Here is a 13833-nt window from a genome sequence, read left to right as displayed (position 1 = left end):
GAAATACCATCCTTCTGCCACAGCACATAAAGAATACGCCCTTGGGCTCCATTAAACGCATCAATATTCTTTTCACTAAGAATCTTCTCGAAAATCCGGTCTCCAAGCTGTTTTATTTTGGTGACAAGAAATCCTCCATTCGTTTCCATACAAAAACTCCTATATAGTAGTTTTTTAAATAATACTATATAGGAGTTTTACTGTCAAGAGTTTGTATGTTCCGAGTTGTCGAGTTCAATATACCATACCAAATAGCATTGTAATAGAGCTTATGTACGCCGCCCACAGGCGGCAAAGATCAGTCCAGTGGAAATTCCAGTTCGGCAAACTCGGCATCGGTCAGCAGTTTCAGCTTCTCGATAACACCTTCCGACAACTCCCGCAGGGCAGTCTCATCGGGCATCAGGTAGCACTGCATGAGCCGCAGTTCATGGATAAGCCCCAGCCGGGTGCCGGTGTTGTAGAGCATAATCAGCATGAGTTCCTCATGGTTAAAGTTCATGTTCAGCCCTCGCTTTCCGGCAGGCGGTAGGATTGCACTCCGGGGCATCGCACTTTTCCTTGAGATTCATCAGCACCGAAGGGCGTTCCGGCTGCTTGTCCAGAAACCCCTGTAAATCTTTGAAGCCGATGCTGTCCACATAATGCACAGACACCTCGCCATTGCGTTTAAGTGCGATCACATCGCTAACCGACAGGCTGTGTCCCTCAAAATCCTGCGGACGGGAGAGGTTGAACACCTGAAACAGTTCTTCCAAAACCTCGTTGCTCGGCACATCCTGCCACATGGCGGGCAGATCAGCATAGTAGGTGACCTCGTAATGCTCCGGGTCGGGATTTTTGCCTCGACGATTCAACTCCCGCATAGAAGCAAATCTTTCATCGAAGATTTTTTCGTCATGCCGCAGCTGCATCACCATATAAACATCGCACCCTGCGTTCAGAAACTTCTGCGGGATGTCCGTCATGGGTTCACCGTCAAAATTCTGGTTCCATTTTTGCTGCATCGTCCACCTCACAGTTCTGGCGCAGAACGTGCAGAGGATTTTGGCGCAGACGTATCACTTGCCAGTTCTGCCAGCTTTTCCAGTGTGGAAGAGCGATGGTCTGCGCTCCGTTCCTCGGCTTCCGCAACTTTATCCATAACGGCATCGTAGTCCTGCAACAGCCGCCGCCCCTTTTCCATGTGGTGCGCTTCCAGAATCTGCTCACGGGCTTCCTGAATGGTCAGTTCCGGGGCATCCAACTGCCCGCCGTCCATCACGGAATAATCGCTGTGGTAGAGGGTGTAGTCCCATCCATCCTCACAGGACTGGATGGCAAGGTAGCCTTTGCCGCCCAGTTCCCACGTCGCCTGCTCGTCCTGTGTCTGAATCTCCGGGTAGAAGTCTGCATGGTTTCGTTCCATGACTTCGGCAAACTGGCAGATGTGGAACACATTGCCCAGACCGCCCATGTCAAAGTGATAATCATCCAGATGTTCCAGTCGTGCCGTAAAGCTGCGCCCATCCGGGTAATCCACCTGTACAACTCCGCCATCGGGAATGCGATAGAGGTCGTCATAGTGGCTGTTGATGAGACGAATATCCTTCGGCAGCGTTTCCGGCTCCCAGATGCGCCGTCTGCCGATGCCCGCCTGCGGGATGTTTTCGAGGATCTTTACGCTTTCCTGTTGGATGACCTTGCGGTCATCGTCCGAAAGTTCAAACAGATACCAGTTCCGGGCGGCAGGGATGATGTTTTGTCCATCTGGCGGCAGATTCTTTTCCGAGATCTGCCCACTTTCCAGCGGCTCGCCAGTTACCTTGTTATAGGTGGCAAAGCCAACCCCTGCACCGTTTTCCCGGAGATGCAGATAGCGTTCATCGTTGATAAGGTAGACCGCTTCTTTTATCTGCTCCATCAGCACCCACCTTCAAATTCCAGCGAAAACTTGCTGCGGCCATCGGCCTCGGTGCCCAGCAGCACAGTGGCATTGTAGGTCTTGCCCTTGGCACTGCGGCAGTCCTTCAGGCGAACCCGGCCATCCCGCAGCAGCTTGTCTGCCACATGAGCGTCCAGCCGCTTGCCCAGACGCTTAAAGAACGCATTGTCCTTCCACAGCACGAAGCGGCACTCCCGGTTCTCACAGAACCAGCCCTTTTCACGCTCCACAACATTTGCACCACAGTTCGGGCAGACACCAATGATTTTGTTTTTCATAAGCGCATTCGCTCCTTTCGCAGCCTCAGTGGTTTTTACCAGCGAGGAGATCATCGTATTGATTTCGATCATAAATTCATTCGGCTCCATTTCGCCACGTTCGATTTGCAGCAATTTCGTTTCCCAGTCAGCAGTCATATCTGCGGACTGGATTTCTTCGGGCATCACAGTAATCAACGCCTTGCCCTTGTCGGTGGGCAGCAGCACCTTGGTTTTCTTGGTGCCCTTCCGTTCCAGAAAGCCCTTCTGCACCAGTTTTTCAATAGTTGCGGCACGGGTTGCCGGAGTACCGATGCCCTGACGTTCTACGCCCTCCGGCATACTGTCTGCACTGGCGGTTTCCATCGCATGAAGTAGAAGGTCCTCGGTGAAATGCTTCGGCGGAGACGTTTGACCCTCCTTTAGTTCGGCGTTGAGAATGCCGCACTCGTTTTCCGCTGCATTGGGCAGGGCTGTGAGTTCCTGCTTCCGGTTCAGGATGTCCGCCAGCACCTTGCGCTCCACCGCTTTCCAGCCTTCCTCCAGAACCTCCTTACCCTTGGCGGTAAATTCCTCCCCGGCACATTCGGTGGTCAGCAGGGTTTCCAGATACCGGAAGGGCTTGCTCACCGCCATCAGCGTCCGGGCGATGATGAGCTTCAGGACGTTCTGCTCGCCCTTGGGCAGTGCGTCCAGATCGGCTTGCAGCATACTGCGGGTGGGCAGGATGGCGTGGTGATCGGTGACTTTTTCCCTGTTGACGGTGCGCCGTGTCCGGGGCACAGCCTCGTCCACATCTGCCGGGGTAATGTCGAGAAAAACCTCCAACTCCTCAGTCAGTTCCTCCAGCATTTCCTCGTCATCGTCGGTGATATAGCAGCTATCAGTTCTGGGATAAGTGGTAAGTTTCTTCTCATACAGGCTCTGCACATAGTCCAGCGTCTGCTGTGCGCTGTATCCCAACAGGCGGTTGGCATCTCGCTGAAGGGTGGTCAGATCGTACAGCGGCGGCGGATTTTCGGATTTTTCCTTGCGGGTGATGCGCTGGATCGTTGCTACCATCTCCTTTCGGCAGGCTTCCAGCAGGTTTTCGGCAACGGCTTTTTCAGGAATGCGGCGGCTGGATGCCGTGCAGCCGCTGGTCAGTTCCAGATCCACCGTGTAGAATTTTTCCGGGGTAAAGGCACCGATGGCGGCTTCCCGCACCACCGTCATGGCAAGCACCGGGGTCATAACACGCCCCACCGCCAGCGGTTGACCGTACAGACACGAAAAAAGCCGGGAACAGTTGATACCAACCATCCAGTCGGCACGTTCCCGGCAGAGTGCTGCATTGTACAGCGCATCGTATTCAGTTGACGGTTTCAGGTGGGCAAACCCTTCTCGGATGGCGTTTTCCTCCATGCTGGAAAGCCATAGGCGAGAGAACGGCTTTTTGCAGCCCGCTTGCTGGTACACCAGCCGGAAGATGAGTTCGCCCTCACGTCCGGAATCGCAACTGTTCACGATGCTATCCACATCCGGGCGGTGCATCAGCTTTTGCAGGATGCCAAACTGCTTTTTGGTGGACGCAGACACCAGATACTGCCACTTTTGCGGCAGGATGGGCAAGTCTGCGATGCTCCACTTGACGTACTTGGCATCGTAGATATTGGGTGGAGCCAGTTCTACCAGATGCCCGATGCACCAGCTGACGAGATAACCGTTGCCCTCCCAATAACCATCCTGTCGATTGGTCGCACCGAGAACCTTTGCGTAAGCTGCCCCGACTGAGGGTTTCTCGCTGACCACAAGCTGATAAGACAATAAGCATCAACTCCTGTTCTTTTCAGATTTAGATATGTAAGGCGGCAAATGCCGCCTTGAAATCAGATAGGTTCGGTATCTTCCTCACCGGGTTCCTCCGGCTCGTCCTCGGTGGGAATCTCGAAGTCGCCCTTGTCCTCGGTGTAGTTAGCATCGGGGTCAAGGGCTTCTTTTTCTGCCTGCTTTTTCTGCTTCTGCTTCGCAAAAGCATAGAAGCCGCCGCCTGCCGCCAGCGCAATCAGCACGACTACGCCCAGAAAGCCGGATGCGATTTTTGTGACCTTGTTTTCCTTGGGCTGTTCCTCGCCGGATGCCGCCGCTTCTTCTGCGGCTTTCTTGGCTTCTTCCTCGGCTTTCAGCTTGTCCTGTTCCGCCTGCGCCGCTGCTTCTTTTTCAGCGGTATAAGCATCGGCAGCATCTTCCTCCATCAGAGCCAGAAGGTCTGCTTCGTCCACAAGGTTCATAAAGTGGACGGTCTGCTGCCCCTTGGCGTTGCGGTCAATCACCAGATAGAAAGTTGCACCCGACTTCGACACCAGCGTAATGAACTGCTGTCCGCTGCCATCGGAATAGTCGGTGTGGTAATCATCCACCAGCGTCAGGTTGCCCTCCGGGGTCAGGGCACCAGCGGTTTCATCCGTGACTGTGACAACATCTTCCTCCACGACTTCCGGCAGAACCGGCTGCTCCACCGGGGCAGCTTCGCCCTCAAAGGCAAAGGCGGGAGCCGCCATGCCAGCGCACAGTGCCGCCGATACCAGCAGCGCACCCAGTTTCTTAATCTTCATCTGCATCGACCTCCTTCTCAAAAGTTGCACCCACGGCAGACAGCGCAGCCGGGTTCGGGGTGGCGGTAGCCGACTGCCGCAGCAGAGCAGCAAGCTGTTCCGGCGTGACCTTTGCAGTCCGCACCATCTCGTTGACCTCGGCGGAATCCTCCTCCTGAATGCGCCGTTCCAGAATCTCGATGCGGTTATTCAGTTTGATGCGGCGCTCCTTCTCTTTTTCCAGCATTGCCCGTAGCTTATCCGATTTTTCGCTCATAAAACTCCTCCAATCATTTTGAAAGCCGTCCGAACCCGGCGAGATGCTTCTCCCAGTAGGACGAGTGAATGTTTGCGTACTTGATGGGGTCTCCGGCACTGACCATCATGCCATTGCCCAGATAAATCCCGGTATGGCTCATGCCGGGGGTGTCGTAGGTTCCTTTGAAAAAGACCAGATCTCCGGGCTTTGCTTCGGCTTCGGAAATGTGCTGGCTCTTGTTCCACAGACCGTTGGCGGTGGTACGCCCCACATTGTAGCCGTTCTGGTTGTAGACCCAGCAGACATAACCGCTGCAATCGAACCCGGTTTCCGGGGTAGAACCGCCCCACACATAGGGCGTGCCCACATACTTTTGGGCTTCCTTGTAGATGGCGGCAAATTCGCTGTCGGTCAGGGCTTCTGCCGGAATCTGATAATCAATACCCGGTGCGCCGGAGCCGTCCGAACCACCGGGCGGCAATCCGCCGTTGAACAGATAAGGCCGACCACCCAAGGTATCTTGGAAAATCTCGTAACGTTTCCATTGGTCGTTATTCAGTTCTTCCCGAATGACCACTTCCAAGCCACGGTTCACCAGCTTGGTGTGGAAGATGCGGTACTCGTAGGGCACCTGCGTGGGGACTGGGATTCCTGCGGGAGTCATGACCCACACAGTCATATACCGGGTCTGCACCTCTACCCATGTGGTCAGCTTGTACTGTTTTTTGAAGGTCTCCTTCAGCTTGCCCTGTACCTCCGAACGGGTGTAATCGTCATACAAGGTGGTCAGGAACGAGGTCAACTGCCACGGGTCATGCTCGATGGGGTCGAGATGGTACTGGTACTCGTTGTAGCCGGGGTGGTCGGTAGGAGTGCGCTTGATCTTTTTATCCAGTTCCTTTTCCAGCTTCTTATAGTCCTGCTCTGCACCTCGGATGTCCCTGTCCTCGGCAGAGTACATGGTCTGCCCGGACACCTGTGTGCCGCCAGAAAAGAGGATGCCGCAGGAAGAAAAGCCGGACATCACCATGAGGATGAGCAAAAGAAAAACGCCCACGATCACCAGAACGTGTGCGTTGCCTTTGGCGGCGTTCATCAGCCCTTTTACGGCGGTGCTGACGGCAGTTTTGCCTTTTTCTACGGCCTGTTCCACGCCAGACCGAGCGGCAGATGCGCCGTTGGATGCCGCTTTGCCGCCTGCGGTCTGCGCCGCCGTGCCCGACCGGGCGGCGGTATAATAGCTTTTGTGAATTTCTTGCCGCTGTTTCCAACGTGAAAGCCAGTTGGAGCCGCCCTCGCCGGTGCTGGATGCGCCTGCATCTTGTGGCGCAGTCGGCTCCTGTGCAGAAGATCTTGCGGTTTTTGTGCCTTTCTTGCCCTGCATCTTGGCTTTCTTCTTGAGTTTACGGGCGTAGCGGCTCTTGGAAATATCCCGGACATTTCCAGCCGTTTTTTCGCCCTCGCTCAGAGCCTGCACACCGACGTTTTCATCCTCGTACTGGTCAACTTCCCGGTGCACCGCAGAGCGGGCGGCATGGGCGGCGTACATTTCCCGCTTCTGTGCCTTGCTCAACCGGCTCAGTTCGTCCGGGGTCAGTTCCGCCTTGCCGAACCGCAGGTGCTGTGCCTTTTCCGCAGCTTTATCTGCATCGGTTTTCAGCTTTTTCTTTTTTGGCACCGTCTGCTCTACCTTGGCTTTTTTCGGGGGAGAACGGGTCTTTTTGGTAGACGATTCCTCTTTGATGTTCAGTTTCGGTTCACTCATTTCTGCGCGCCCTCCGAGACTTCACCCAACTTGGTGGTCATAATGCGGTAGAGTTCCAGATCGGTGGGGAAACGGTCCACAAACGGCAGAATGACATTGCCGAAAAACAGCAGCCCCTCGCCCTCGCCGGAGTGGGTCACGTAGGAAAGCTGATGGGGCGAAATATTGAGCTGCTTTGCGAGGATTTGCCGGTCTCCTGCCGCCTGATTCAGCATGATGATCATGTCGCTGTTCTCGAAAATATTCTCGACTTCACGGGAAGAAAGCAGGTCTTTCACGTTCTGGGTCAGCCCTGTGGGAATACCGCCCCACTTGCGGAAACGCTTCCAGATTTCCACGGAATAAGCGGCGGTCTGTTCCTCTTTTAAGAGGAGGTGCATCTCATCCATATAATATCGGGTGGACTTGCCGCTGCTGTGGTTTGCCGTGACACGTCCCCACACCTGATCCTGTACGATGAGCATTCCCAGTTTTTTCATCTGTTTGCCCAGTTCCTTGATGTCGTAGCAGACGATGCGGTTATTGACGTTCACGTTAGTGCGATGGTTGAACAGGTTCAGGGAGCCTTTCACATAGATTTCCAGTGCGGTGGCAACGTGGTGGGCTTCCTTCTCGTCCTGCTGATGCAGGGTAGTGCGGTTAGGTGACTCAAGAGAAAGAAAAAAGAGACCTCATCTCGTCAAAAATCAAATTTCAAAATCATTAAAGGAGCTATTCAAATGAAACGAAATCAGAATTTCGACCATAATCACTCTCAAAAACTGCTTTCCTTCCGCTACAACATAGACACCAACCGAGTGGAAGCCCGGTTCACGGATGGCTCTGCCGTCGCCAACAGGATGCCCAACTGCCTCAGAACATCCTCAACCCGCTACTTTACAGTGGGGTTGACACGGAGGATTGAGTGTCATCGTTTTTTCATGGCTACCGCCGAAAATCATTGTAACGTATTTTGTGCTACAAATTGGTCAAGCGAATGATTATGATTAAAATTCTCTTACTCGCACAATAAGTCATTTGATAAACTGGTTAAAATGCCAAATAATTTCAAATCATAGTCCAACACACAACAAATGTGGTATAATAACAATATATTTAATGCTTTAACTGTGTTTGCAAAAAGGAAAAGAAGATAAGTATGGAGATTACATGGTTGAAAAATGAAGATAATGCCATTCAATACGTCTATGCCTCTGCTGTTCCCCAAAAAATACCATTAGACATTTTTAAAGAAATTGTTCAGAGCAGTAAAGAAAACTGTCTACCTGAATTTTATGTGATATCTGAACAGGGAAAGTATATCGGATATATTTTATTATTGGCCGATAAAAAAGAAGACATCCCTAAACCTTTTACATTTCTTGCATGTCATAATGGCGATACTCTGCCAAAAGAAACTCACAAAAAAATATTGGAATTTATCGGCAAACGGTGTCGTGTAAACAACTGGAATAAACTCGCTTGGTTGGCCGAACAAGAAATCCAGCAATTGTGATATCATCGTTTTTTAAGCTATCTCTCTATAAAAACTCCTTAAAGACATAAAGGCAAACTTGAATAAATAAATTTATCTAAAAGCCCCACCTACAATAGATATTCCAAATCGAAGAATCTACTGCAGGTGGGGCTTGTTCTATGTGATAAGCTATTTTGTAAAAATCAAATACGTAGATTATATGGCAGAATCATTTGGTGACACTGAAAGCTAATGTTGCGCCATCAACGACACTATACATATCGCCGTTAGCCGCAGTAGCAATTCCAGTAAACTCAACCTCCCATTTTCCTTTAGAGAGTCCATATTTTACATCTTCCGTACCGATTGTGCCGTATGCAGAAATGGCATGATCAAAGGTTCCAAAGGGTGTACCAAGTTTATTGAAATGCAGGTTACCTTCAAAGGAAACAATTACTGCACCCGGAACGGTAATCGTCCATTGGATATACCCTTCAGACAGATAATCAAGTGTACATGAACCAGCATCGCCCCAGAAGGTTTCGCGAGAAATTGGGACAAGTTTGAATGTTGCAGAGTTTACAGTTGTTCCTTTATCAATTTCGATACTAGATTTTTTGGAAGAAAGTGCTACAACGCCTGGTTCAACTGCAACAGCAGCAGGCATCAAAACTGTGTTGAAAACAACCAACGCAGCACTCGTTCCAGCCATTTTAAGGAATTCATTTCGGGTCATCTTTTTCATGTCGATTTGCTCCTTATATTTTATTGACTGTTACAAGTCACCCAGCTACAATTTGGATTCTTTTTCGCTTAATTCTGCACTGGAATCACCTCTTACAAAATTTTAGTATATTGGCATCATCGTGATCAAAAGCAATATCACTAACAGCCACCTCATCACACTATAAAGCCGCAAATTTTCAACTCAGGTGTATGCTCATCGGCAAATAAATGTGAACCATACGAATGCCGCTGTTAAACAACCTGCCAAAACCACTAAAATACAACTTGCCAACTTTGGCTCAATAGCAACTTTTTGATTTTCGCACAGCGCAAATTTCTGAAGTTCCTGAAATGTTGTTTGATTGACATTGCCGTGTATTGCTTTCCATGCAACGAAATGATTTGTAATCAGAAGATAATCTGAAACGATTCCTACAAAAACAATGGCAAAAAATGCTGCGGAAAAGAACCACATTCCATCGCATTGATTCACCGTCAGGATATCCTGAAGGCTTGCTGGCTTCAATGCCCATAAAGCCACAACATATAGCAATACTTCGCAGAAATCTCTTTGGAGTGGCCCTTTTTGCTTAAAGAATCCCATTACATGTTCTCCCTGTTCTTTGAAGTCACTATCAGCCACCAATGGCCTGATAATAATCCGTTTTAGACCGAATCAAAGAGCCATTTGACTTATATTCCTTGACAGTTTGATGATAGCAATGTGTATAGTAGCTATTGTCATAGGAAAATAGGACTTCATACGTAATAGAAGATATTGTCACTTTATAGCAGTCCGAGGACATACTCTGAAGCATCTGATCGAAAATAAACGATGCTGTAGAAGAAATAACTGCTGCTGGTGTGCTTCCCCATGCAGTTGCTAAAATACTGGCTACATCAGATGCTTTTTTGCATTTACGCAAATCACTAGCATAAACCGTATCGGTTGCACTTGTGCCAACATAGCGGTGCTTGAACTGCGACCCTGTCACCTCGCTTCCAGTGAGTGCAGGAATTTGTGCCAGCTGTCCGTTTTTGTAATTTTGCTGATCTTGATAAATTTCATAGAACAAGCTATAGTCACTTCTTGCAGTTGATGTTGTTGATTCACCAGATGCACCTACAACAACAATGTCCATCACATCATTAGGATGCACCGTACGCGTAATTCGTGTGATACCTCCATCACGAATTGTAAGCTGTTCAACAACATCTTTTCCATTCATCGAGTACGAAACAGAATAATTTGATCCTGTCAAAAGAGATTCGCTATTGCCATGATTTGTTGAATCTGCAAAGGCAATGGGCATAATGGAAGCAACACAAAGCAGCACCGCTAACACGCAGGAAATATAACGCAAATATGTTTTTGTTTTCATTTTGTTTTTTCCTTTCATGCATTCCTATAGAACAACGGACTCTCATCTGTGCATCGGAAACACCTCCGAAGTACATTGATTATCGATGCTCTCACTTTTTCAAGAGATATTTTCCAAATGCAAGGACGCCTAGAATATAGAAAAGCTGACGAACAATCAACATAATGAATGAAAGCAGCTCCAACATAATCGAACAGTTCCTTTTAGAAAATTATCAAGAAATATATCCCGTAAGAGTATCGCTATCTTACCTTTCATATGAATTTCAGTCATGCTCAAGCGATTCCGGGACATCCGGCTGATATGCCGTAAAGCCACAGGTGCTGTTCACGCTCAAGACTGCGAGAGCCATTGCCATAATGCAAGTGACCTTGCTCAAGAGCAACATAATCTTTTTCATTTCTGTTACCTCCGTTTGATATTTTTTAGAGCATTCATCTTCTGAAAACACATGAACGCCCTCGTACCTTAGGATATCTTCGCTTGTTTCTGAAAAAACGGAATGATTGCAAAAATCACTAAAACCCATTTTGAAATGTAGTATACCGTTATACTGCGGGTGTCCGGAAGCACATTGAAAATGGCAAACAGGAAATCTATTGACGAAAGAACAGATGCGACCATCTTATAGCTTAACCGCTTCTTTTTGCCTAAAGGCTTATTCGTTGCTTCTATCGGAGAGAAAAAGATAGCGATGCCCATAAGAGCTGCTGTTGTCAGGATACGAAAAAGGTGATTGGCTGCAATTACTTTACTCAGCAAAATGCAGATAAGTGCCAGTCCGGTAAATGCCAGATAGCATCTGGTGTGCGACGTTGCATGATATCCACCAATGTAGATTCTCTGCGGGATAAACCCAATCAAAAATGAAAGTGAGTATCGAACATCACCACACACGGCAGAGACGAGGATGACAAGCAAAACACTTACAACAGACGATATGAGCAACTCGTACCCATAGACATACGCATCCGCTTTTGATTCGTCTACCACTTTTTGTTCGCAGAAAAGACGGACTAATTTCTGAGACAGCGTGCGTTCCCACATTGCAGTTGCGCCACCTTATCTTCTGATTTTTGCTTCACTGTATCATAAATTTCAACAAAATCAAGAGGTTTGGCAAAACTGGTCGTTCTGGTGACAAAAGTGGTAAGTCAGGCTACTTGTAAGGAGCCTTTGCACAGTCTATAATAGTATCAGAACATTATTTTGTGGAGGTTGTCGAAATGCTGAAGTACCACGTTGCAGTCTGCGATGATGAGAAGTCAGACCTTGATGGTATTGTTCAAAGCGTCCAGCGATACGATGTGCAAGGTTGCTTTGACATTGAAACTTACATGGACGGAAACGAACTTCTGAGCGAATTGCAAATGCAGAAGAAATCCTTCGATTTGCTGCTGCTCGACATTGAGATGCCATCCAACGGTTTTCAGCTGGCACAATCCCTGATTCAAATGGAGAAGCATCCCTTGGTGGTATTTGTCACGAAGCGGCACGAGTATGCTGTGCAGGGATATGGCATTGCATTCCGCTACCTTGTCAAACCTTTGGATCAGACGCTGTTCGCTGCGGCGATGGACGCTGTCCTTCAGGAACTGAACTCCAAACATTTCACAATCGAATACGATGGTGTCACCATGTCCTTGGAAACATCAGATATTTACTTTCTGGAAAGCCACGGACATAAAGTTCTGATCCACTGCAAGGAGCAAGACCTTACATTGAGAATGAGCATTCCTGAAGCCTTGGAGCAGCTTCCCAAACGATGCTTCGTGTCGCCACACAAAAGTTATCTTGTCAATATGGAACACATTGTTTACGCTACTGGAACCGCTGTTTTTCTTTCCAGCGGACATCAGCTACCGATCAGCAGGAGGAAGCGTCAGGAGTTCAATCAGAACTTTAACGCTTATTTGGGAAGATGATACTTTATTATTTCATTATTTCGTTGAGTTTGCAGGGAGCTTTGCCAACATCGCTCTGTTGCTGCTTTTTATCGGTCGGCTATTTCCTAAAAAGGAGCCCGTTTCAAAATGGTTCTATGTGTATGTTGTGCTTATGATCGCTGGCCAGTGTGCACTAAGCTTATTCCCGGACTGGGTAACGCAGCGCACGATCTATCTTTTAGTTGGCGGATTTTTCCTCGCACTGCTGTTTTACGAAGTGCGACCATGGCAGGCGGTTTTTGCAAGCGGAGCTTTCTTTACGCTGATTGCTTTGGTGGAAGTGCTTGCAATGCTCCTGATCGGGCTGCGCATCCCTGATACCGATATTCTGATGCAGGCTGGGGCAGCACGGTTGGTTTATGTTGTTTTTTCAAACCTGATTCAAGTTCCACTTGTAGTCCTGATCTCACATTTTTTCAGTCGAAAGGGAAATGCTCTGCGCATCCTATGGCTGTTGCCAATTATTGCGATTCAAATCGCAAGCATCGCTGTCTGTTATGTGGCACAGTATCATGCTGCGGATGAGTATTTCCCGGATTATATGGTCGGCCTTATGGCTGTGCTTCTCCTTATAAACATCCTGATCGTGTTCTATGTGGAAGCTCTCCGGGAAAATGAACTGGAAAAATTCAAAGCCAAGTTCAATGAGCAGCAGTACAATCTTCAAATGGAATACTACCAGCAGCTCAAAGAACGTCAGGAAGAAGTCCGTTCTCTACGGCATGATGTGAAGAAATACATTCTGGCGATGCAGGCAGTTGCAGAACACGGCGATACCGAAGAACTTCACAAGATTGCACAAGCTGCCACGGATATTTTTGAGCGTTCCACAAATGTTTCTGCTGTCGGAAACCCTGTTGTTGATGCTCTTTTGAATTATTACCTACGCATCGCAGAGAAGAATAACATCAAGGTCAAACTGGATGTGACGATTCCTGAAGTTCTGACGATCTCATCGCTGTCTTTGAGCATCATCCTCGGAAATACATTTGACAATGCCATTGAAGCCTGTTGCAGTCTGCCAGCGGAACAGCGAACCATCCATTTACAGCTGCGCAAACAATATCGGAGCCTTTTCTATCGGCTGGAAAACCCATACAGTGATACTTCTCGCGGAATCCGCATCGGAGAACATCATGGTTACGGGCTAAAAAATATAAACCGTATCGTTCAGGAAAACCATGGTGACTTCTACACGAAAAAGAAAGACGGTGTATTTACGGTTCAAGTTCGCTTGAACTGCGAAAATTAAATATGTTTCCACAGCCAAATGATCAGCCTTTATACTGATTGTTTGGCTCTTTATTTTGTAAAGGAGCGTGATGCTATGACCCAGCCCAAATCCGACCTTGCCTATCTCCGCAGCGAAAAAGCCAAAGCGGAGCAGCAGCTACGCTACTACAAGCACCGTGAGAAAATTCTGGAACATCAGATACCGGAGCTGACCCGCAAAGCCCGTGTGCATCGTCTGTGTACCCGTGCCGGAATGCTGGAAAGTTTTCTGATTGCGCCGGAAGAACTCACCAACGATCAGGTGATGGAGCT

17 protein-coding genes and 2 pseudogenes are annotated in these 13833 nt (G+C 48.7%); 5 read left to right on the top strand and 14 right to left on the bottom strand.

Translation table 11 applies throughout. The annotated features are described in order from the left end of the window. The 9 genes and pseudogenes from GKG34_RS15330 to GKG34_RS15290 form a co-directional block, all read right to left on the bottom strand. Nucleotides 1–149: pseudogene (locus tag GKG34_RS15330) on the bottom strand (MarR family transcriptional regulator); the annotation flags it as partial. A 149-nt stretch (nucleotides 150–298) separates the two neighbouring features. Further along, nucleotides 299–502, bottom strand: coding sequence for a transposon-transfer assisting family protein (locus GKG34_RS15325; protein ID WP_005946186.1), 204 nt, complete (start codon nucleotides 500–502; stop codon nucleotides 299–301). Beyond that, a complete protein-coding gene (locus tag GKG34_RS15320; protein ID WP_154256820.1) occupies nucleotides 492–1007 on the bottom strand; it encodes a YodL domain-containing protein in 516 nt (171 codons plus the stop codon). Before GKG34_RS15320 ends, GKG34_RS15325 begins: the two co-directional genes overlap by 11 nt. Nucleotides 1008–1015: 8 nt before the next feature. Next, entirely contained in the window at nucleotides 1016–1903 is an 888-nt protein-coding gene (locus GKG34_RS15315) for an LPD16 domain-containing protein (RefSeq protein WP_154256819.1), read from the bottom strand. Further along, entirely contained in the window at nucleotides 1903–3987 is a 2085-nt protein-coding gene (locus GKG34_RS15310) for a type IA DNA topoisomerase (RefSeq protein ID WP_154256818.1), read from the bottom strand. The genes GKG34_RS15315 and GKG34_RS15310 overlap by 1 nt, the downstream gene beginning before the upstream one ends. 62 nt (nucleotides 3988–4049) lie before the next feature. Beyond that, a complete protein-coding gene (locus tag GKG34_RS15305; protein WP_154256817.1) occupies nucleotides 4050–4781 on the bottom strand; it encodes a DUF4366 domain-containing protein in 732 nt (243 codons plus the stop codon). Then, entirely contained in the window at nucleotides 4765–5031 is a 267-nt protein-coding gene (locus tag GKG34_RS15300) for a DUF4315 family protein (protein WP_055191823.1), read from the bottom strand. The genes GKG34_RS15305 and GKG34_RS15300 overlap by 17 nt, the downstream gene beginning before the upstream one ends. Before the next feature lie 13 nt (nucleotides 5032–5044). Beyond that, nucleotides 5045–6778, bottom strand: a complete 1734-nt coding sequence (locus GKG34_RS15295) for a C40 family peptidase (protein ID WP_154256814.1) — start codon at nucleotides 6776–6778, stop codon at nucleotides 5045–5047. After that, nucleotides 6775–7401: pseudogene (locus GKG34_RS15290) on the bottom strand (conjugal transfer protein TraE); the annotation flags it as partial. The gene GKG34_RS15295 and the pseudogene GKG34_RS15290, both read right to left, overlap by 4 nt. Nucleotides 7402–7497: 96 nt before the next feature. Between GKG34_RS15290 and GKG34_RS15985 the strand changes: the two are divergent. Both GKG34_RS15985 and GKG34_RS15285 read left to right on the top strand, forming a co-directional pair. Then, nucleotides 7498–7758, top strand: coding sequence for a DUF6061 family protein (locus GKG34_RS15985; RefSeq protein ID WP_243139291.1), 261 nt, complete (start codon nucleotides 7498–7500; stop codon nucleotides 7756–7758). A gap of 158 nt (nucleotides 7759–7916) precedes the next feature. Next, nucleotides 7917–8273 carry a hypothetical protein gene (locus GKG34_RS15285; RefSeq protein ID WP_055187024.1) on the top strand — a complete coding sequence of 119 codons (357 nt, stop codon included), beginning with the start codon at nucleotides 7917–7919 and terminating at the stop codon, nucleotides 8271–8273. Nucleotides 8274–8463: 190 nt separating this feature from the next. Here the strand turns inward: GKG34_RS15285 and GKG34_RS15280 are convergent, their stop codons facing one another. From GKG34_RS15280 to GKG34_RS15260, 5 genes are all read right to left on the bottom strand, one after another. Then, nucleotides 8464–8979, bottom strand: a complete 516-nt coding sequence (locus tag GKG34_RS15280; protein WP_055187025.1) for a hypothetical protein — start codon at nucleotides 8977–8979, stop codon at nucleotides 8464–8466. A gap of 195 nt (nucleotides 8980–9174) precedes the next feature. After that, entirely contained in the window at nucleotides 9175–9564 is a 390-nt protein-coding gene (locus GKG34_RS15275) for a hypothetical protein (protein WP_055187026.1), read from the bottom strand. A gap of 31 nt (nucleotides 9565–9595) precedes the next feature. Next, nucleotides 9596–10342, bottom strand: coding sequence for a hypothetical protein (locus GKG34_RS15270; protein ID WP_133300985.1), 747 nt, complete (start codon nucleotides 10340–10342; stop codon nucleotides 9596–9598). 265 nt (nucleotides 10343–10607) lie between these two features. Further along, nucleotides 10608–10742: a cyclic lactone autoinducer peptide gene (locus GKG34_RS15740; protein ID WP_165852945.1), complete on the bottom strand. Its 135-nt coding sequence runs from the start codon at nucleotides 10740–10742 to the stop codon at nucleotides 10608–10610. A gap of 68 nt (nucleotides 10743–10810) precedes the next feature. Further along, nucleotides 10811–11389 carry an accessory gene regulator B family protein gene (locus GKG34_RS15260; protein ID WP_097783063.1) on the bottom strand — a complete coding sequence of 193 codons (579 nt, stop codon included), beginning with the start codon at nucleotides 11387–11389 and terminating at the stop codon, nucleotides 10811–10813. A 179-nt stretch (nucleotides 11390–11568) separates the two neighbouring features. On the opposite strand from GKG34_RS15260, the gene GKG34_RS15255 reads away from it, so the two are divergent. The 3 genes from GKG34_RS15255 to GKG34_RS15245 form a co-directional block, all read left to right on the top strand. Continuing rightward, nucleotides 11569–12267, top strand: a complete 699-nt coding sequence (locus GKG34_RS15255) for a LytTR family DNA-binding domain-containing protein (protein WP_097783064.1) — start codon at nucleotides 11569–11571, stop codon at nucleotides 12265–12267. Further along, on the top strand, nucleotides 12155–13540 hold the full coding sequence (locus GKG34_RS15250) for a GHKL domain-containing protein (RefSeq protein ID WP_243139290.1): 1386 nt from the start codon (nucleotides 12155–12157) through the stop codon (nucleotides 13538–13540). Before GKG34_RS15255 ends, GKG34_RS15250 begins: the two co-directional genes overlap by 113 nt. A gap of 75 nt (nucleotides 13541–13615) precedes the next feature. Beyond that, nucleotides 13616–13833: DUF3847 domain-containing protein (locus GKG34_RS15245; RefSeq protein ID WP_154256812.1), on the top strand; the 218-nt coding region annotated here is incomplete at its 3' end.

Source organism: Faecalibacterium sp. BIOML-A4, from assembly GCF_009679665.1.
Classification (GTDB): domain Bacteria; phylum Bacillota; class Clostridia; order Oscillospirales; family Ruminococcaceae; genus Faecalibacterium; species Faecalibacterium taiwanense.
The sequence above is the reverse complement of the archived record's forward strand: the minus strand, read 5'-3'. Positions and strand labels throughout refer to the sequence as shown.

Excerpts from the sequence above, each read along its gene's own strand:
- GKG34_RS15285 (WP_055187024.1), top strand. The coding sequence starts at position 7,917 with ATGGAGATTACATGGTTGAAAAATGAAGATAATGCCATTCAATACGTC.
- GKG34_RS15300 (WP_055191823.1), bottom strand. The coding sequence starts at position 5,031 with ATGAGCGAAAAATCGGATAAGCTACGGGCAATGCTGGAAAAAGAGAAG.
- GKG34_RS15255 (WP_097783064.1), top strand. The coding sequence starts at position 11,569 with ATGCTGAAGTACCACGTTGCAGTCTGCGATGATGAGAAGTCAGACCTT.
- GKG34_RS15320 (WP_154256820.1), bottom strand. The coding sequence starts at position 1,007 with ATGCAGCAAAAATGGAACCAGAATTTTGACGGTGAACCCATGACGGAC.
- GKG34_RS15260 (WP_097783063.1), bottom strand. The coding sequence starts at position 11,389 with ATGTGGGAACGCACGCTGTCTCAGAAATTAGTCCGTCTTTTCTGCGAA.
- GKG34_RS15275 (WP_055187026.1), bottom strand. The coding sequence starts at position 9,564 with ATGGGATTCTTTAAGCAAAAAGGGCCACTCCAAAGAGATTTCTGCGAA.
- GKG34_RS15280 (WP_055187025.1), bottom strand. The coding sequence starts at position 8,979 with ATGAAAAAGATGACCCGAAATGAATTCCTTAAAATGGCTGGAACGAGT.
- GKG34_RS15985 (WP_243139291.1), top strand. The coding sequence starts at position 7,498 with ATGAAACGAAATCAGAATTTCGACCATAATCACTCTCAAAAACTGCTT.
- GKG34_RS15295 (WP_154256814.1), bottom strand. The coding sequence starts at position 6,778 with ATGAGTGAACCGAAACTGAACATCAAAGAGGAATCGTCTACCAAAAAG.
- GKG34_RS15740 (WP_165852945.1), bottom strand. The coding sequence starts at position 10,742 with ATGAAAAAGATTATGTTGCTCTTGAGCAAGGTCACTTGCATTATGGCA.
- GKG34_RS15325 (WP_005946186.1), bottom strand. The coding sequence starts at position 502 with ATGAACTTTAACCATGAGGAACTCATGCTGATTATGCTCTACAACACC.
- GKG34_RS15315 (WP_154256819.1), bottom strand. The coding sequence starts at position 1,903 with ATGGAGCAGATAAAAGAAGCGGTCTACCTTATCAACGATGAACGCTAT.
- GKG34_RS15270 (WP_133300985.1), bottom strand. The coding sequence starts at position 10,342 with ATGAAAACAAAAACATATTTGCGTTATATTTCCTGCGTGTTAGCGGTG.
- GKG34_RS15305 (WP_154256817.1), bottom strand. The coding sequence starts at position 4,781 with ATGCAGATGAAGATTAAGAAACTGGGTGCGCTGCTGGTATCGGCGGCA.